The organism is Pedobacter sp. Hv1 (genome assembly GCF_001412215.1).
Classification (GTDB): Bacteria; Bacteroidota; Bacteroidia; order Sphingobacteriales; family Sphingobacteriaceae; genus Pedobacter.
This window is the reverse complement of the sequence record NZ_LLWP01000001.1, coordinates 503,634-522,336: the sequence shown is the minus strand read 5'-3', so window position 1 is coordinate 522,336 and position 18,703 is coordinate 503,634. Positions and strand designations below refer to the sequence as shown.

The window sequence follows — 18,703 nt, the reverse complement described above, 5'->3', positions numbered from 1 at the left end:
CAAGTATCAAGACTTGATTTTTTACTTTGTTGTTTTTGTTTAGGCTTTCTATCTTTTCCAAGCTTTTATTCTTAACCTCTTGTAATCGGCAGTCCATTCTCCATTGTTGTAATAATGAGGTTTAAGGATGCTAACAGCAAGTTTTTTAATGCTTTCGGCCTCTTCTGGGTTAAGGTTTTTAAAGGCATGTTGGGCAAACTGGTTGATCCAAACATACATTCCATCTTCGCCATTTAATTTGGTAGGTCGATCAAATAACCAAGCTTGTTCTACCTCAAAACCTTTGGCTTCTAAAAGAGAAGTATAAGTGCTGATAGCAGGGAAAAACCAAAAATTGGTAACCACTTTATCGGCTAAGTTCAGTTGGGCTGCAGCACTAGCAATTGCATCGATAATGCTTTTTACATTGCCTTTGCCACCAAACTCAGCTACCAATCGGCCACCTGTTTTCAGACTTCTGAATAATCCTTCAACTAACGCTTCTTGATTTTCTATCCAATGGAAAGTAGCGTTGCTGAAAATAGCATCGAATAGTTGACGATAAGGCAATTTTGTTGCATCTACAACCTCGAAAGCCAATTCAGGATATGTTTTTCTAGCCGTAGCAATCATGTCAGTAGAAGCATCTACTCCGAAAATATTGGCCCCTTTTTCTGCAATTTGTGCAGCTAGATCGCCGGTTCCACAGCCCACATCTAAAATATCCTCGCTAGGTTTTGGAGCAAGCCATTGCAATACATCTGCGCCATAATCTGACACGAAATGATGTTGTTTGTTATATAAGTTGGCGTCCCAATGTATTTCTGGCATTTCTTTTTTGTTTTAATGTATGCTAAATGGTTCGTGTGACACGAACCATTTATGCTATTCCTTCCCATTTATGCTTCTAACAATTCTCTTACGTCGGTAATTTTTCCGGTTACGGCTGCGGCAGCAGCAGTTAACGGACTTGCTAAAAGTGTACGGGCATTTTGGCCTTGTCTACCTTCAAAATTTCTATTTGATGTGGATACGCAATATTTTCCGGCTGGAATTTTATCTTCATTCATTCCTAAACAAGCACTACAGCCCGGTTCGCGTAATTGAAAACCTGCAGCTTCAAATATTTTATCCAAACCTTCATTTTTGGCTTGTTGCTCAACTTGTTTTGAACCCGGCACAATCCAAACCGTAACATGCTCTGCCTTGTGTTTGTCTTTTACAAAGTCGGCCACTTCGCGTAAATCTTCAATGCGAGAGTTGGTACAACTTCCGATGAATACGTAATCAACTGGTTTGCCAATTAGCGAAGTATCATCATCAAAGCCCATGTAATCCAATGCTTTTTGATAAGAAAGTTGTTCTTTTTCTGGTTGTGCCTGGGTGGCAGGAATATGTGCTTGAATGCCCATTCCCATACCCGGATTGGTACCATAGGTAATCATTGGGGCAATATCAGCTGCATCAAAAGTTAGTACCTTATCAAATTTTGCATCAGCATCGCTATATAAAGTTTTCCAATAGGCTAGAGCTTTATCCCATTCTGCACCTGCAGGCGCAAACTCTCTGCCTTTGATGTAATCGAAAGTGATTTGGTCTGGTGCAATTAAGCCTCCTCTGGCACCCATTTCAATACTCATGTTACAAATGGTCATTCGGGCTTCCATACTTAATGCTTCGATGGCAGAACCAGCATACTCTATAAAGTAACCTGTGCCGCCAGCAGCAGATATTTGAGCAATAATGTAGAGGATAATGTCTTTTGCACTCACCCCTTTGCCCAATGTGCCATTCACCTCAATCTTCATTGTTTTTGGTTTCTGTTGTAATAAACATTGCGTGGCAAATACTTGTTCAACCTGAGAGGTTCCGATACCAAAAGCAATTGCGCCAAAAGCCCCGTGGGTAGAGGTGTGGCTATCGCCACAAACCATCGTTTTTCCGGGTAAGGTAATGCCTAACTCTGGTCCAATTACATGTACAATGCCCTGAAAAGGGTGACCTAAACCATATAACTCTACTCCAAATTCTGCACAGTTTTTAGTTAAGGTATCAACCTGATAACGAGAAAGTTCTTCCTTAATTGGCAACAGCTGATTAAGTGTGGGTACATTGTGGTCGGCAGTGGCTACTGTTTGTTTTGGACGTAAAACAGGTAATCCTCTCTTGCGCAAACCATCAAAAGCTTGCGGAGAAGTTACCTCGTGGATCAAGTGGGTATCAATATATAAAATATCAGGAAAGCCTTCTTCGCTTTTGACTACGTGTGCGTCCCAAATTTTTTCTACTAATGTTTTTGACATTTTGTGATGATTTTATGTTTGTCGCTCTGAACCTGTCATTATCGCAACAACAACAGGCTCAGGATGACTTTTTTTATTTTTATGCAGTTTTAATGGCCTTCATGGCGGTCATTGCTTTTCTCAATGTGGCGCCAATAATTTCAACTTCGTGGTTACGGATGGCATCGTTTACAGCAATTAAAGCTCTGTTGTCCACTCCGGCATCTTTACCCTCGTTAAAGTTTTTACCTACCAGATCAGCATTAATTTTTTTCATGAAATCGGCCAACAAAGGTTTACAAGCTTGATCGAATAAATAACAACCGTATTCTGCAGTATCAGAAATTACACGGTTCATTTCGAACAATTTTTTACGGGCAATGGTATTGGCAATTAATGGTGTTTCGTGTAATGATTCGTAGTAGGCCGACTCTGGTTTGATACCTGCTTGCACCATAGTTTCGAAAGCCAATTCAACTCCTGCTCTCACAAAAGCAACCATTAGGGTATAATTGTCAAAGTATTCTTGTTCGGCAATCTTCACATCGCCAGCAGGTGTTTTCTCGAAAGCTGTTTCGCCAGTTGCTGCACGCCAAGCCAATAGGTTTTTGTCGCCAGCCGCCCAATCTTCCATCATGATACGGCTAAATTCTCCGCTCATGATATCGTCTTGATGTTTTTGAAATAAAGGACGCATGATGTTTTTCAACTCCTCAGAAATTTCGAAAGCTTTGATTTTTGCAGGATTGCTTAACCTATCCATCATGGCCGTAATTCCACCTTGTTTTAAGGCTTCGGTAATGACTTCAACACCGTATTGAACCAATTTAGAAGCATATCCTTTGTCAATTCCCTTTTCAACCATTTTATCAAAAGAAAGAATAGAACCTGTTTGCAATAAACCGCAAAGAATAGTCTGTTCGCCCATTAAATCAGATTTTACTTCGGCTACGAAAGACGATTTTAAAACACCCGCTTTATGGCCACCAGTACCTACGCAATAGGCTTTTGCTTGTGCCAATCCTTTACCTTGTGGGTCGTTTTCTGGGTGTACAGCAATTAAGGTTGGTACACCAAAACCTCTTACATATTCTGCTCTAACTTCACTACCTGGGCATTTTGGTGCCACCATAATTACAGTCAAATCTTTACGGATCTGCATGCCTTCTTCTACAATGTTGAAACCATGCGAGTACGATAATGTTGCGCCTTCTTTCATCAATGGCATCACCGTATTTACCACCGAGGTATGTTGTTTATCTGGGGTAAGATTGATCACTACGTCAGCATTTGGAATCAATTCTTCGTAAGTGCCCACTTTAAAATTATTTTCAGTAGCATTTTTCCAAGAATCTCTTTTGCCTTCAATCGCTTCTTTGCGTAGGGCATAGGCAACATCTAAACCGCTATCTCTTAGGTTTAAACCTTGATTTAAGCCTTGCGCTCCACAACCTACAACCACTAGTTTTTTTCCTTTCAATGCACTTACGCCATCTAAAAATTCTGAGCTGTCCATGAAGTCGCAAACGCCCAATTGATTTAATTTTTCTCTAAGTGGTAAGGTGTTAAAATAATTTGCCATTGTTTTTGTTAATTTATTTTTTGGTTGATTTCTGTTTTAGTTTTAATATATATTGTACTGGTTTATCCAGTTATTGTTTACTGTATTTGGATTGCAAATCCAAAATGATCTCGGTCGAGATTGTAAATCCCGACCAACATTCCCGACCAGCATTTGTGATCAACATTCCCGGTCAGACTTTTATCCTTGTTCTTTTACATTAGGTTCATTGAAAGAGAGCCGGTTATAAAAAGGATCGTTAACGGTAACACACCAAGTGTCGTAAAATGTTTTTTCTAGCCCCGGTCTGTTGTATTTGTATTTTTTGTCAATTAGGGTTTGATGAAATGCTTTTAAACCTGTACAATCGATATGGATATGTGCACCCGGCGAACAATCGCCATGATGCTCGCTTAAGTGCAATTCAATTCCTCCTAACGAAATCTGGATATAAACTGGACTGTTTTCTTCAAACCGATGCTCCCAGTCTATTTTAAAACCAAGCCAATCCACATAAAATTCAACTGCCTTCGCGTAATCGAATATTCTTAAAATCGGCACTACTTTATTACATTTCATCTTTTCTAATTTTAGGCATTGCGAGGCTAAATCTTGAGCCGAAGCAATCTATTTGTTTTTTCTCATCAGAGATTGCTTCGTCGTTCCTTCTCGCAATGACGTGTTTTACATGGTAAAAACCTGATCTCCTTGGTCTAAAAACTCATTTTCAATGACGTCCTGTCCGGGATCTACACGTTCAAATTCACGCAATTTGGTATTGAAACCTTCGCTGTCTTTAATGATGGCTACTCTGGCGCTTCTTACAAATTCGATCAATCCGTAAGGCTGTAAAACCTCAATCAATTTGTCGGTTTCTTCTCTATGTCCAGTGGTTTCAAAAACGGTATAATCTTTTCTGATCACTACTACACGTGCCCCATGTTCACGCAATAAGCGTTCTACCAATACCTTTTCTGCAATTTCATCTGTAGGTACTTTGTATAAGGCCATTTCTTGCCAAATGATATCTTTATTGGTATTGTAGTATACTTTCAATACTTCGATCTGTTTCTCAATTTGGCGGGCTAATTTCCTCACCACATCTTCCACTTCGTGAATAACAATATTAAAACGATGGATATGCTCAATCTCTGAAGGAGAAGTATTTAAGCTTTCGATATTGATTTTTCTTCTAGAGAAGATAATCGCAATCCGATTCAATAAGCCGATCTGATTTTCGGTATAAACCGTTATGGTAAACTCTTGTTTATGATTTTCTGTGCTCATCGTCTGTTATTTTAATCTGATTTCACTTACACTACATCCCTGTGGTACCATAGGGAATACATTATTTTCTTTGGTTACCATCACCTCTAATAAATAAGAGCCTTTATGGTTTAACATTTCATTTAATGAACTTGCTAAGTCATCGCGTTCTGAAACTTTTTTGCTAGCGATGTAGTACGATTCGGCCAATTTCACAAAATCAGGACTGGTAATGTCTACAAATGAATAGCGTTTTTCGTTAAATAACTCTTGCCATTGGCGAACCATGCCTAAGAATCTATTGTTCAAAATCAGGATTTTAACATCGATACCACTTTGCATAATGGTACCTAGCTCTTGTAAGGTCATCTGGAAACCACCATCGCCAATTACAGCAACAACAGTTTTGTCTGGTGCGCCAAATTTAGCTCCAATTGCTGCAGGTAAACCAAAACCCATGGTGCCTAAACCACCAGAGGTGATGTTGCTGCGGGTATTGTTAAATTGGGCATAACGGCAGGCTACCATTTGGTGCTGGCCCACATCACTCACAATAATGGCTTCGCCTTTGGTTAATATATTTAGCTGGTTAATTACCTCGCCCATTGTAAGTTCTTCACTAGTAGGATTGAGTTCTTTGTGAATGACAGCCTCAACTTCAGCCTTGGTAAATTCTCTGAATTTAGCTAACCATTCAGGATATGTTTTTTCATCAATGAGCTGCGTAAGTAGGGGTAGGGTATCTTTGCAATCGCCCCAAACTGGTACATGCGCTTTTACATTTTTATCAATTTCGGCCGGATCAATATCTAAGTGAATTACTTGGGCCTGTTTGGCATATTTATCTAGGCGACCAGTTACACGATCGTCAAAACGCATACCGATAGCGATCAAAACATCACATTCGTTGGTTAACACGTTTGGTCCATAATTTCCATGCATGCCCAACATCCCTACATTGAGTTCGTGAGCTGTTGGAATGGCACCAGCACCTAAAATTGTCCATGCCGCTGGAATACCACTCTTTTCTACAAAGGCTTTAAATTCTTTTTCGGCCTGGCCCAATAGAACGCCTTGACCGAATAAAATAAACGGTTTTTTAGCTTGATTGATTAAAGCAGCAGCTTCAGCAATGTATTCTTTGCGGATATTAGGTTTAGGTCTGTAACTTCGAATATGGTTACAAGGCACATAACCTTCATAATTGAACAATTGCAATTGTGCGTTTTTGGTAATGTCGATCAATACAGGACCTGGTCTGCCACTGCGTGCGATATAAAATGCTTTGGCCAAAACACTCGGAATTTCATTGGCATCGGTAACCTGATAATTCCACTTGGTTACTGGTGTGGTAATGTTGATCACATCTGTTTCCTGAAAAGCATCTGTACCCAAAAGATGGGCAAAAACTTGTCCGGTGATACAAACTAATGGGGTGCTATCTATTTGTGCATCAGCTAGTCCGGTTACCAGATTTGTAGCGCCAGGACCACTGGTGGCGAATACTACACCTACCTTGCCCGAGCTACGGGCATAACCTTGTCCGGCATGGATACCGCCTTGTTCATGGCGGACTAAAATATGTTGTAATTTCTCTTTATAATCGTAAAGTGCATCGTAAATGGGCATAATTGCTCCACCTGGATAACCAAAAATGACCTCCGTTCCTTCAGCAATTAATCCTTCTAATAATGCTACAGAGCCACTCATTTCTACAAATGTTTTGGTTTGGGGCTGGCTTGCTACTTCTTGTTGTACAGTTTCCATAGTGTTAAGCTTCATCGGTTACACAGCCTTGGGCTGCAGTGGTTACGGTTCTGGCATATTTATACAATACACCTTTTTTTACTTTTAATTCTGGCTGTTGCCATTTTGCTTTTCGTGCGGCAATAATTTCATCGCTAACTTTTAAAGTAATGCTATTTGCTTTTGCACTGATCTCGATCCTGTCTTCATCTTCTACAAAGGCAATCAGACCGCCATCGAAATATTCGGGAGTAATGTGCCCGACGACAAAGCCGTGGGTGCCACCACTAAATCGACCATCTGTAATTAAGGCTACACTGCTACCCAAGCCAGCACCATAAATTGCTGAAGTTGGTTTCAACATTTCGGGCATTCCGGGTGCACCTTTCGGGCCTACATCTCTAATCACTACTACATCTCCGGCTTTTACCCTTCCGCTAGAAATGCCCGCAATCAGTTCATACTCGCCATTAAATACCCTCGCTGGTCCTTCAAAAAATTCGCCTTCTTTACCGCTAATCTTGGCTACACTTCCGCCTTCGGCTAGGTTGCCATACAAAATCTGTAAGTGACCAGTAGCTTTAATTGGGCTTTCGCTTGGGAAGATGATTTTTTGTTCATCGAAATCTAAATCAGGAATTTCTTGTAGATTTTCGGCAATGGTTTTTCCGGTTACGGTTAAACAATGGCCATGTAACCAACCTTTTTTAAGGAGGTATTTCATTACAGCTGGTACGCCACCAATTTTGTGGAGGTCTTCCATCATGTATTTACCACTCGGTTTCATATCGGCCAAAACTGGGATACGGTTACTAATGGTCTGAAAATCGTCTTGTGTTAAAGGTACATCCACACTTTTTGCCATGGCAATTAAATGCAGTACCGCATTGGTAGAACCACCTAAAACCATGATGGTTACGATGGCATTTTCGAAAGCTTCGCGGGTCATGATATCGCTTGGCTTGATGTCTTTTGCTAACAAAACCTTAATGGCTTTACCAGCGGCCAAACATTCTGCTCTTTTCTCTTCACTTAACGCAGGGTTAGAAGAAGAGAAAGGCAAACTCATACCCAAAGCTTCTACGGCAGCAGCCATGGTGTTTGCGGTATAAATACCACCACAGGCACCAGCCCCTGGACAAGCATGTTTAATGATCTCTTTAAAATCGATATCGTCCATTTGTCCGGCAATCTTTTTACCCAAGGCTTCGAATGCAGATACGATATTTAAATCTTCGCCTTTATAATGCCCTGGCTTGATTGTACCACCGTACACCATAATTGAAGGGCGATTTAAACGTCCCATGGCGATTACAGAACCGGGCATATTTTTATCACAACCTGGAATAGTGATTAAACCGTCGTAATACTGACCACCACAAACGGCTTCAATGGAATCGGCAATGATATCACGGCTCACCAAAGAATAGCGCATGCCGGGTGTGCCATTGCTCATGCCATCACTTACACCAATGGTATTAAAAATCAAACCTACCAAATCATTGTTCCAGACCCCTTTTTTTACCACTTGCGCCAAGTCGTTTAAGTGCATGTTACAGGTGTTTCCATCGTAGCCCATGCTGGCGATGCCCACTTGTGCTTTTTCCATATCAGCATCGGTTAAACCAATACCATAAAGCATGGCTTGAGCTGCAGGTTGGGTAGGATCTTGTGTAAATGTTTTACTGTATTTGTTTAATTCCATTTTCTGGTAAGTCTAATTTTTATCGTGTTTTTGTTTTTTTAAGGCATAAAAAAAACCGCCTCTTTTGAAGGCGGTTTTCGGTATTTGTATATTTTTGATTATACGCAACTTCGTCCACCTCTTGTAAAAGAAATGACAATAATAATGTTGCTAATGATGTTTGTTCTAAAATTCATGTCTACGACGTTGAATTACAAACATACTAACAAATTAAAAAAAACAAAGAACTATTTAATTTTTTTGAGGGGACAGTTAAATGATCACCTCGTAATTTACTTTCTCTAACACTAGATTTTTGTAGGCTCTTTGCATGGTAGAACCAATGCTATCGCTCCATTTTTGTCTAAAAACAACATCATCAATGGTGTGGATACCAATCACTTCTGCAGCAGTTCCGCAAAAGAAAGCGCTATCGGCATTCTTTAGTTCAGCAACGCTGATTGGCTTTTCAATAATTTCGATATCGAGTACTTTACAAAGTTCAATTACGGTTGCACGGGTAATACCTGCCAAGATATTGCCCAAAGCAGGGGTGTATAACTTGCCATTTTTTTCGATAAAGATGTTGGCTCCAGGTCCTTCGGCAATGTTTTCGTTCATGTCTAACAACAAGGCTTCATCAAAACCTTTTTGTTTGGCATCTGTAGTAGCTAAAATTGAATTGACGTAATGCCCACTAATTTTTGCTTCTACAAAAGTTGATTTTGGGTTTGGTCTTTGAAAAGGAGAAATGCACACCTTTAATTGTTTGTCGCCCAAATAAGCTCCCCATTCCCAAGCACAGATCATGATAGAGGCTTCTTGTGGTGCAATTAAAGTCATATTTGGCTCACAATACACCAACGGACGGATATAGGCATCCTTGAAATTATTCAACTCTAGCAATTTATAAGTCTGTTTGATCAGTTCGTTATTGTCCCATGGGTATGGAATGTTAACCAATTCGCAAGAGCGTTGTAGCCTTTCAAAATGTTCTCTGATTTTGAATATACGTGTAGCATTGTGCGTTTTATAGGCTCTAATTCCTTCAAACGCTGCCAAGCCATAGTGTAATGACTGGCCGTACAAATCAGTTTTGGCATCTTGTGCTTTTACAAACCGACCGTTAAGATAAATTACTGTGCTTGAGTTGTAGTATTGCATTTTTTCTTAGTTAAAAAAAAGCGTCCCTTTTTAATTGGGACGCTTCGGTTATATCGTGAGTATTAAATCATCATTTTATAGCGACCCTTGCTGCTTACTTAGCAGCAGAATAATAACAATAAGAATGACATTTAGGGCAGCAGTGTAAGTTGCGCTAAATGTGGTACTTAGATTTAAAATTCTTGGGTTGTGCATTGTTGTTATTTTATGAAAACCAATTTAGTTTTTGGTTCATAAACAATCAATAGCAATTAAAAAATAATTGAAAAAAAATATAATACTGATATTTTTAAATATTCGGAATATAATATTGAATATATGTGCTTATTCAATTCATAACGTGGTGATAAGTAGACTAAATATGATTTCGGTATTTGGTATGTTTATTATGCTTGCATTATAATTTGGCAATATTCTGCGTGAAATTGGAAAATGCTTGTTTAAAATTGAAAATTTAACACATTTTTAAGAGCCCTTTTTAGTGTGATTTCACTTATCTATATTTGGTAGGAAATACAATGATAAAATGAAGGCTCTTAAAGATAGATTGGCTGAGAAGACAGACGACCAATTGATGTACTATTTAGAATATGTTGATAAACATACTGATGAGGCGATAAGGCTAGCGATGGCCGAGCTGCAGCATCGAAAAGTTGAGTTACCGGAAGGTATGGTTGAACGTGTTGAACTTCAATTAAGTGATAGAAACATAACTGAAGCTAAGTCGAAAAAAAGTTGGGACAATTTTATGGTACAAGATGATGTATCTCCACAATTTTATTCTCAAAGGGCTATTTATTGTTTTTCTATTCTATTCTCTGTTTTTTTTGGTTCCTTCTTATTGTCGGCTAATTTAAAAGCAGTAGACAAACCAAGATTGCTGGTTATTCTTTATGGATTTGCTTATGCTGTGCTTACAATAATAGTAGGAGAATACATGAAAACTGGCCTTTCCTATGCTTTCATTGCAAATTCAATAGGGGTGATCATCATGCAAACTCTTTTTTGGGATAGACTAATTGGAAAAGAAACCAAATATAATGCAAAGCCAATTTGGAAACCTTTGATTATCGGAGTTTTAATCATTGCGGTTCTCATAATGTTGTTTCTTTTTGCTAACCAATAGGTACAAAAAAAGCCTCGATATTAATCGAGGCTTTTTTTATGTTGTTTGTAAAAGGTTAAGCAACAATCGCTTCTGCCAATACAATAATTTTATTATCCAGAACTTCAACTACGCCACCTTTAATGTTAAAGATTTCTTCGTTTGTGGTACTTTTAACAATTACTGGACCATCTTCTAAAGTAGAGATAATAGGAGCGTGGTCTTTTAATATCTGAAAAGAACCTAAAGTTCCTGGAACGGTAACCGCAGTTACATCGCCTTCGAAAACTTTTTTATCTGGAGTTAATATTTCTAAATTCATATTTTTTAGATTGAGTAGCAAGTATCTAGTAGCAAGTATCGAGACGTGATTTCTAATCTTGATACTTGATACTTATATCTTGATACTAGTTAGATTCTGCTAATAATTTTTTACCTTTTTCGATAGCTTCTTCAATGCTACCAACCAAGTTAAATGCAGCTTCTGGATATTCGTCAACTTCACCATCCATGATCATGTTAAATCCTTTGATGGTATCTTTAATGTCAACCAATACACCTTTTAAGCCTGTAAACTGCTCAGCTACGTGGAAAGGTTGAGATAAGAAACGTTGAACACGACGAGCACGAGATACAACTAATTTATCTTCCTCAGATAATTCGTCCATACCTAAGATCGCGATGATATCTTGTAATTCTTTATAACGTTGTAAAGTTTCTTTCACACGTTGAGCTGTATTGTAATGCTCATCGCCCAAAACAGCTGGAGAAAGGATACGTGAAGTAGAATCCAATGGATCTACCGCAGGGTAAATACCTAACTCGGCAATTTTACGTGAAAGTACAGTTGTAGCATCTAAGTGGGCAAAAGTTGTTGCCGGAGCAGGGTCAGTTAAATCATCTGCAGGAACGTAAACGGCCTGTACTGAAGTAATTGAACCACGTTTAGTTGAAGTAATACGCTCTTGCATTAAACCCATCTCAGTAGCCAAAGTTGGTTGGTAACCTACCGCTGATGGCATACGACCTAATAGTGCCGATACCTCAGAACCTGCTTGTGTGAAACGGAAGATGTTGTCAACGAAGAAAAGGATGTCTTTTCCAGCGCCTTCGCCATCACCATCACGGAAATATTCTGCAACAGTTAATCCTGATAAAGCTACACGAGCACGTGCACCAGGAGGCTCGTTCATTTGACCGAATACCAATGTTGCTTTAGATTCTTTTAATTTTTCAGTGTCAACCGCTTTTAGATCCCATCCACCTTTTTCCATTGAATGAAGGAAATCATCACCATAGTTGATTACACCAGATTCGATAAACTCACGCAATAAGTCGTTACCCTCACGCGTACGCTCACCAACACCCGCAAATACTGATAAACCAGCATAGGCTTTAGCGATGTTGTTTACCAACTCCATAATTAATACTGTTTTACCAACACCAGCACCACCAAACAAACCAATTTTACCACCTTTTGCATAAGGCTCTAATAAATCGATTACTTTAATACCTGTAAAAAGTACTTCAGTTTCGGTAGATAAATCTTCGAAACGAGGAGGAGCGTTGTGAATTGGACGACCACCAGTTTTATCAACAGCAGTAATACCATCAATTGCCTCTCCAACTACGTTAAATAAACGACCTTTAATCTGATCGCCAACAGGCATTTTGATAGGAGAGCCAGTGTCTAATGCTTCCATACCACGTACCAAACCGTCTGTAGAATCCATCGCGATGGCACGTACACGGTCTTCACCAAGGTGTTGTTGAACTTCAAGAACGATCTTTTGTCCGTTTTCTTTAGTAATCTCTAATGCAGAGAAAATTTTAGGTAAATGGGCATCGTTAGCAAAACTTACGTCAACTACCGGTCCGATGATCTGCGCTATTTTTCCAATGTTAGGCATATATTGTTTTTGGTAAAATTATAAAAATCAAAATGTTAAAGGCGTTTTTCAACGCTTGTATTTCGGTCTGCAAAGCTAAGAGTTTTCTGTTAAAATTTTATATATAAATTAAAAGTTTTTCCACAGTTTTTTAATGAGTTACAATTAAAGCAAAAAACGCCATGAAATTGTTGATTTCATAGCGTTTTAAACTATTGTTTAAATGTTAAAAAGTATAGCCTAAGCTTACCCCGCCAAATGGAATAAATTTATGGTCTATTGGGTAGCTATTGTATAAAAGTGTAAAGCCAATTCTATACATGAATCCACCTTGTGGTTTTTGATGCCTAAAGCCCAGTCTCGAACTTAATAGGGCATTCATTCCTTTTTCGTCAATGATTTCATCGCTTAGTGTAAAGCCATTAATGTTTTTTGATTTTTTAGAAACGATAGTCGTTCCAAGACCAAATTCTGCAAAATTTTTTGAATCGCTGTTTTTTCCCAAAAGCAGATTAGCTTCTATTGGTGCAGTAAACCGATCACTTCCAAGCCATGAAATGCCAATTCTGGGAGCAAACCTTAATTGTTGAGATAAGATAAACAGCCTATCATAGTTTATTGAATAAGCCCCTCCATTGCCACCAATTTCTACATAAACAGAATTACGGTTAGATTGTGCAAATGTATTGGTGCATATAAGTAGACAAATAATTGTCAATATATATTGTTTTTTCATATTCAATTTGTTGATTTTATGCCGCTTTAAACTGTGGTGTAAATGTTAAAAAGTGTAGCCCAAGCTAAAGCCTGGATACAGTTTTATAAAATAATCATCACTAATAGTAGCTAAAGACCGTTCATCTTGTTTTATTTTTATTAATAAACCTGCTCTATACATAAATCCTCCTGTTGGTTTTTGATGCCTAAACCCAAGCCTAGCTGTTAATACTTGTCCAAACCTGTTTGTTGAAACCCTTTCCAAGTTACTTGTTTTATATTCCTTTAGTCCAATCAAACTCAGGCCTATACCTGCCTCGGCAAAATTTTTGCTCTCTGTTCTTTTTGCCCAAAGTAAGTTAACCTCTATCGGGATTGATATATTGTTATGGCCTTTAAAATGTTCGGATGTGCTTAATGGGGCATACATGAAACCAATCCTAGGGACTAATTTTAGTTGTGCTGATAAAGGGATGATTCGATCATAGTTAACAGAATAAATAACAGAGTTGCCCAATAGTTCTAGATAGATACTATTCTTTTTGGATTGTTGTGCTGTGCTATTTAAACTGAGCAAGCATAATAATACTGGAAATAAAATATTTTTCAATTTTTCAGGCGTTAATTTATCGATAAAATGAATTTGGATTACAAGATATAAAAACAATAAATAGTCTAATAAAAAACAGCTGATCTTGATGTCGTCTGACTTTTTCTTTCTTTATTTGTTGCTTCATATAGGTGTTGTTTTCATCTCTAAAAGATGAACAACAAATGTATTAGAATTATTAATTAATTGATATTTGATGAAAACCGTATTAGTAACAGGCAGTAATGGGCTTTTAGGGCAGAAAATTACCGAGAAAATTTTAAAAGAAGGTGGTGTAAATTTAATTGCTACTGCCAAGGGCGAAAACCGTTTTCCTGTTAAGGAAGGCTATTTATATGCCGAAATGGATATCCTTAATCCGGAAGAAGTTAGAGAAATTATTGAACAATATAAACCTGATGCAATTATCCATACTGCGGCAATGACCAATGTGGATACTTGTGAGGATGAAAAAGAATTGGCCTATCAATTAAATGTAGAGGCAGTAGCAACTCTGGTAACGCTTTGCGAAGCACACAATATTCAGTTGGTACACCTTTCTACAGACTTTATTTTTGATGGTGAAAATGGACCTTATGACGAGTTGGCCGCACCAAATCCATTGAGCTATTATGGAGAAACTAAATTGAGGGCAGAAGAGCTGATTAAAAATTCGAAAGCCAAATGGGCAATTCTGCGCACCATTATTGTATACGGCATTGTAAGCGACATGAGCAGAAGCAATATTGTGCTTTGGGCAAAAGGAGCGCTAGAAAAAGGCAACCCTTTAAATATTGTAAACGACCAATGGCGAATGCCAACTTTAGCAGAAGATTTAGCCGATTGTTGCTTTTTGGCCATAGAGCACGATGCACAAGGCGTATACAATGCATCGGGTAAAGATTTAATGAGTATTTCTGAATTGGTAGCTAGGGTTGCAGACTTCTGGAATTTAGATAAAAGTTTAATCAACGAAGTAAGTGCAGCCACTTTAAATCAAAAAGCTAAACGACCTGCCCGCACTGGATTTATTTTAGACAAATCGATGACTGAATTAAACTATCATCCACATAGCTTTGAAGAAGGATTGGAGATCTTGGATCAACAACTGAAAAAGAGTATTGGTCAATAGTTGATGGTTTAATAGTCAATAGTTTGTTGGTTAATAGTTCAGTTTTGTGAATGAATGATCATAGCTTAATTTATCTTTTTTACCATGAACTATGAACCATGAACTGTTAACCATGAGCTATGGACCATTAACCAAATCTTCATCTTAACCTTATCATCAATTAAAACAATTAATATATGTCATTACAAGTAGGCGATAAAGCCCCAGATTTTAAATTGTTCAGTTCAGAACTGAAAGAAGTTTCATTAGCAGATTATCAAGGAAAGAAATTGGTGATCCACTTTTTTCCGATGGCCTTTACCGGAACATGTACCACACAGTTGTGTACCATGAGAGATAGTTTTGGTTATTACGAAGGAATGAATGCAGCGGTTGTTGGTATCTCTGTAGATTCTCCTTTTACTTTGGCTAAATTTAAAGAAGAACAAGTTTATCAGTTTCCATTGTTATCAGATTTTAACAAAGAAGCTTCTCAAGCTTACGGTGCTTTTTACGATGAATTTGTATTCAATTTAAAAGGTGTATCTAAAAGAGCTGCCTTTGTGGTAAACGAAGAAGGAGTAATTACCTATGCTGAAGTTTTAGATGTGGCTACTGATTTGCCAGATTTTGAAGCCATCAAAAAGGTAGTGAGTGCATAAACACAATACTGTTCGTGATTTGTGGTTAACCTAAAAATAATTTAACAGACAAACAACTAAGGAGTTATCCGGTGTATTGAGGTGTTAATTTGAATTATTATATAAAAAAATTGTTAAATTGGATTTCAAGCATTACTTTTGCAGTCCGTTAACCATAACGACAATGCATTTGTAGCTCAACTGGATAGAGCATCTCACTACGGATGAGAAGGTTTGGGGTTCGAATCCCTACAAGTGCACTGAGAAAAGCCTTAGAGAAATCTAGGGCTTTTTTGTTGAACTTTCTTTCGACAAGCTGTCAAAATCCAATTTACCTATAACAATTACCATTTCAAAGAAAGAGATGGCCTGTCTGACAAAACCTACTGAATTCGGAAATCAACTCACAATTGCAACAATCACAAAAAGAAATCTTAACCTATTGTTAATATAGATTTTACCACTTCTGCTATTTAATTGTTAGCGATTAGCTGTCAAAGTTTAAAAAAATACGAAAGAGATAATTTATATTTATATATTTGCAGCCGCAAAGGATTAGCCTTTTAGAGGTTAATTTATGTTTTTTTTAATCAGTGGTAATCTTCCTTTTAGGAAGCTTTAATTAACTAGACCTTAATGCTAAATTTTGTTCTCTTTGGCCCTCCAGGTGCAGGTAAAGGCACCCAATCTCAGAAACTGATAGACAAATATCAGTTGGTACACATTTCTACAGGAGATCTTTTTAGAGCACATATTAAAAACCAAACTGCTTTAGGTAAACGGGTGAGTCAGCTCATTGCAGATGGAGAATTGGTTCCGGATAAGATTACGATTGACATGTTGGAGGAAGAAATTGATAGAAACCCAGATGCAAAAGGTTTTGTATTTGATGGTTTTCCAAGAACTATTCCTCAGGCAGCAGAATTGGATAAGTTCTTAGAAGGTAAAGGAAGTAACATTGCAGGTGTAATTGCTTTAGATGTAGATAAAGACGAGTTGACCAAACGTGTGGCGCAACGTCAGAAAGAAACAGGTAGAGCAGATGACCAAGCAGATAAGTCGCAAAAAAGAATTGATGAGTATTTTAACAAAATCATTCTGGTATTGCCTTATTACGATGAGCAGAAAAAATTGACTAAAGTAAACGGTATCGGTAACATCGATGACATTTTTAATAATTTGTGCGCTGTTATTGATCAGTATTAAAATATAATCAGGATAAAGGATAGCGGGAAAGATTGTTCAGTTCTTCCCGCTTTTTTGTTTTAAAATAAGTTGTTATGTCACAGGGATCAAATTTTGTAGATTACGTAAAAATATGTTGTCGTTCTGGTAAAGGGGGGGCAGGTTCTGCACATTTGCATCGTGACAAACTGACCTCAACCGGCGGGCCAGATGGTGGTGATGGTGGAAGAGGTGGACACATTATTTTAAAAGGAAACGCCCAGTTTTGGACTTTACTGCATTTAAAATACCGCAAGCACATTATTGCCGAAGATGGAATGAGTGGTGGAAGTAGCCAGAAAACTGGCAAAACCGGAGCAGACGAAATCTTAGAAGTGCCATTGGGAACCATTGCCCGTGATGCAGAAACAGGAAATATCCTGTTCGAAATTACAGCAGATGGCGAAACCAAAATATTAACCCCTGGTGGTAGAGGTGGCTTAGGTAACTGGCACTTTAAAACACCAACCTTACAAACCCCACGCTTTGCACAACCTGGAGAACAGGGAAAAGAAGAATGGATGGTTTTGGAGCTGAAAGTATTGGCTGATGTGGGTTTGGTAGGTTTCCCAAATGCTGGGAAATCAACTTTATTGTCTGTTTTATCGGCTGCAAAGCCAGAAATTGCCGATTATCCTTTTACAACCTTAGTACCCAACTTAGGCATTGTTTCTTATCGCAATGGAAAATCTTTTGTTATGGCAGATATTCCGGGGATTATTGAAGGCGCATCAAAAGGAAAAGGATTAGGCTTTAGATTTTTGCGCCATATTGAACGTAATTCTGTATTGCTTTTTATGGTTCCGGCAGATACGAGCAGAAGTATCAAAGAAGAATACGAAATCTTAAAAAATGAACTGCAACAATTCAACCCAGAATTGATGCAAAAACCTCATTTATTGGCCATCACCAAATCTGATATGTTGGACGAAGAGCTCAAAGCAGAAATGAAGGCCGATTTACCAAATATGCCTTTTATATTTATTTCGGCCGTTGCCCAGCAAGGGATAACAGAGTTGAAAGATATGTTGTGGAAAGCCATTAACGAATAACCCATTCCAATTCTCTTTTGGTAAAAAGCGGGTCATCATTGTATCAAAGCTGTAGTAAATTGGAGTTTATTATTTATATTTAGTCTAAATAGTATATATTTGCGGCAGATTAAATATATTCGATTTGCCACTTTTTACAAGCACAACTACTGATTCCTTAACCTTAAAAATAGATAGCACTACTTTTGAAAAAGTCTATCAATTGTATTGGGAAAAAGTTTATGCTGTTTGTTACAATAACATTAGAGAGGTAGAACCCGCCAAAGAAATGGTACAGGATATCTTTAAATCCTTATGGGAAAGAAGGAATGAACTTGAAATAGCCGATATTCAGCGCTATTTGTTAAGAAGTGCTAAATTTAAAACCTTCGAGTACATTAGAAATAAGGTGAACCAAGAAAAACATATCTGTATCAAATTTCAAGACTGTAGCCTTTCTTCTAACTGTACGGAAGAAAAAGTGTTGTTTAACAACCTTACCGAAAAAGTAAATATCTTGGTTGATACATTACCTTGTCAATGTAAAAGAGTATTCCAAATGAGTAGAGAGAAGGGGCTCTCTAATAAGGAAATTGCAGAAGAATTGGCCATTAGCGAACGTGCAGTACAATACCATATCAATAAAGCATTGGGCGTATTGAGAGAGAACCTGGTTAATTATGCCATATAAATTTGTGATCGACTTTCGTAAAA

At 38.0% G+C, this 18,703-nt stretch carries 18 protein-coding genes and 1 tRNA gene; 7 read left to right on the top strand and 12 right to left on the bottom strand.

Annotated elements, in window-relative coordinates; genetic code table 11:
- Nucleotides 1-48: 48 nt before the first annotated feature.
- The 8 genes from AQF98_RS02475 to AQF98_RS02440 form a co-directional block, all read right to left on the bottom strand.
- On the bottom strand, nucleotides 49-810 hold the full coding sequence (locus AQF98_RS02475) for a trans-aconitate 2-methyltransferase (protein WP_055130333.1): 762 nt from the start codon (nucleotides 808-810) through the stop codon (nucleotides 49-51).
- Between the two features lie 68 nt (nucleotides 811-878).
- Nucleotides 879-2,282, bottom strand: a complete 1,404-nt coding sequence (gene leuC, locus AQF98_RS02470) for a 3-isopropylmalate dehydratase large subunit (protein ID WP_055130332.1) — start codon at nucleotides 2,280-2,282, stop codon at nucleotides 879-881.
- A gap of 79 nt (nucleotides 2,283-2,361) precedes the next feature.
- Entirely contained in the window at nucleotides 2,362-3,843 is a 1,482-nt protein-coding gene (gene ilvC / locus AQF98_RS02465; protein WP_055130331.1) for a ketol-acid reductoisomerase, read from the bottom strand.
- A 180-nt stretch (nucleotides 3,844-4,023) separates the two neighbouring features.
- Nucleotides 4,024-4,401 (bottom strand): glyoxalase superfamily protein, encoded by a 378-nt coding sequence (locus tag AQF98_RS02460; protein WP_055130330.1) that lies wholly within the window; start codon nucleotides 4,399-4,401, stop codon nucleotides 4,024-4,026.
- Between the two features lie 105 nt (nucleotides 4,402-4,506).
- The gene (gene ilvN, locus AQF98_RS02455) at nucleotides 4,507-5,109 is read right to left on the bottom strand and encodes an acetolactate synthase small subunit (protein ID WP_055130329.1); all 603 of its coding nucleotides are present in this window, start codon (nucleotides 5,107-5,109) and stop codon (nucleotides 4,507-4,509) included.
- Nucleotides 5,110-5,115: 6 nt separating this feature from the next.
- The gene (gene ilvB, locus AQF98_RS02450) at nucleotides 5,116-6,855 is read right to left on the bottom strand and encodes a biosynthetic-type acetolactate synthase large subunit (protein ID WP_055130328.1); all 1,740 of its coding nucleotides are present in this window, start codon (nucleotides 6,853-6,855) and stop codon (nucleotides 5,116-5,118) included.
- 4 nt (nucleotides 6,856-6,859) lie between these two features.
- Nucleotides 6,860-8,539, bottom strand: a complete 1,680-nt coding sequence (gene ilvD, locus AQF98_RS02445; protein ID WP_055130327.1) for a dihydroxy-acid dehydratase — start codon at nucleotides 8,537-8,539, stop codon at nucleotides 6,860-6,862.
- 252 nt (nucleotides 8,540-8,791) lie between these two features.
- Nucleotides 8,792-9,682 (bottom strand): branched-chain amino acid transaminase, encoded by an 891-nt coding sequence (locus AQF98_RS02440; protein ID WP_055130326.1) that lies wholly within the window; start codon nucleotides 9,680-9,682, stop codon nucleotides 8,792-8,794.
- 526 nt (nucleotides 9,683-10,208) lie between these two features.
- Here AQF98_RS02440 and AQF98_RS02435 point away from each other — a divergent pair.
- Nucleotides 10,209-10,808, top strand: coding sequence for a hypothetical protein (locus tag AQF98_RS02435; protein ID WP_055130325.1), 600 nt, complete (start codon nucleotides 10,209-10,211; stop codon nucleotides 10,806-10,808).
- Nucleotides 10,809-10,863: 55 nt separating this feature from the next.
- Here the strand turns inward: AQF98_RS02435 and atpC are convergent, their stop codons facing one another.
- From atpC to AQF98_RS02415, 4 genes are all read right to left on the bottom strand, one after another.
- Nucleotides 10,864-11,109 carry an ATP synthase F1 subunit epsilon gene (gene atpC, locus AQF98_RS02430; RefSeq protein WP_055130324.1) on the bottom strand — a complete coding sequence of 82 codons (246 nt, stop codon included), beginning with the start codon at nucleotides 11,107-11,109 and terminating at the stop codon, nucleotides 10,864-10,866.
- Between the two features lie 85 nt (nucleotides 11,110-11,194).
- Nucleotides 11,195-12,697: a F0F1 ATP synthase subunit beta gene (atpD, locus tag AQF98_RS02425; RefSeq protein WP_055130323.1), complete on the bottom strand. Its 1,503-nt coding sequence runs from the start codon at nucleotides 12,695-12,697 to the stop codon at nucleotides 11,195-11,197.
- A 205-nt stretch (nucleotides 12,698-12,902) separates the two neighbouring features.
- Nucleotides 12,903-13,412 (bottom strand): hypothetical protein, encoded by a 510-nt coding sequence (locus AQF98_RS02420; RefSeq protein ID WP_055130322.1) that lies wholly within the window; start codon nucleotides 13,410-13,412, stop codon nucleotides 12,903-12,905.
- A 45-nt stretch (nucleotides 13,413-13,457) separates the two neighbouring features.
- Nucleotides 13,458-14,003: a hypothetical protein gene (locus AQF98_RS02415; RefSeq protein WP_152969615.1), complete on the bottom strand. Its 546-nt coding sequence runs from the start codon at nucleotides 14,001-14,003 to the stop codon at nucleotides 13,458-13,460.
- Between the two features lie 196 nt (nucleotides 14,004-14,199).
- Here AQF98_RS02415 and AQF98_RS02410 point away from each other — a divergent pair, with 196 nt between their 5' ends.
- From AQF98_RS02410 to AQF98_RS02385, 6 genes are all read left to right on the top strand, one after another.
- Complete coding sequence (locus tag AQF98_RS02410) at nucleotides 14,200-15,114, top strand: SDR family oxidoreductase (protein WP_055130320.1); 915 nt, start codon at nucleotides 14,200-14,202, stop codon at nucleotides 15,112-15,114.
- A 176-nt stretch (nucleotides 15,115-15,290) separates the two neighbouring features.
- The gene (locus AQF98_RS02405) at nucleotides 15,291-15,755 is read left to right on the top strand and encodes a redoxin domain-containing protein (RefSeq protein WP_055130319.1); all 465 of its coding nucleotides are present in this window, start codon (nucleotides 15,291-15,293) and stop codon (nucleotides 15,753-15,755) included.
- 165 nt (nucleotides 15,756-15,920) lie between these two features.
- Nucleotides 15,921-15,994, top strand: a tRNA-Arg gene (locus AQF98_RS02400).
- A gap of 376 nt (nucleotides 15,995-16,370) precedes the next feature.
- Nucleotides 16,371-16,940, top strand: coding sequence for an adenylate kinase (locus tag AQF98_RS02395; protein ID WP_055130318.1), 570 nt, complete (start codon nucleotides 16,371-16,373; stop codon nucleotides 16,938-16,940).
- Nucleotides 16,941-17,014: 74 nt separating this feature from the next.
- Entirely contained in the window at nucleotides 17,015-18,010 is a 996-nt protein-coding gene (gene obgE, locus AQF98_RS02390; RefSeq protein ID WP_055130317.1) for a GTPase ObgE, read from the top strand.
- Between the two features lie 124 nt (nucleotides 18,011-18,134).
- Nucleotides 18,135-18,680 carry an RNA polymerase sigma-70 factor gene (locus tag AQF98_RS02385; protein ID WP_055130316.1) on the top strand — a complete coding sequence of 182 codons (546 nt, stop codon included), beginning with the start codon at nucleotides 18,135-18,137 and terminating at the stop codon, nucleotides 18,678-18,680.
- Nucleotides 18,681-18,703: the final 23 nt, after the last annotated feature.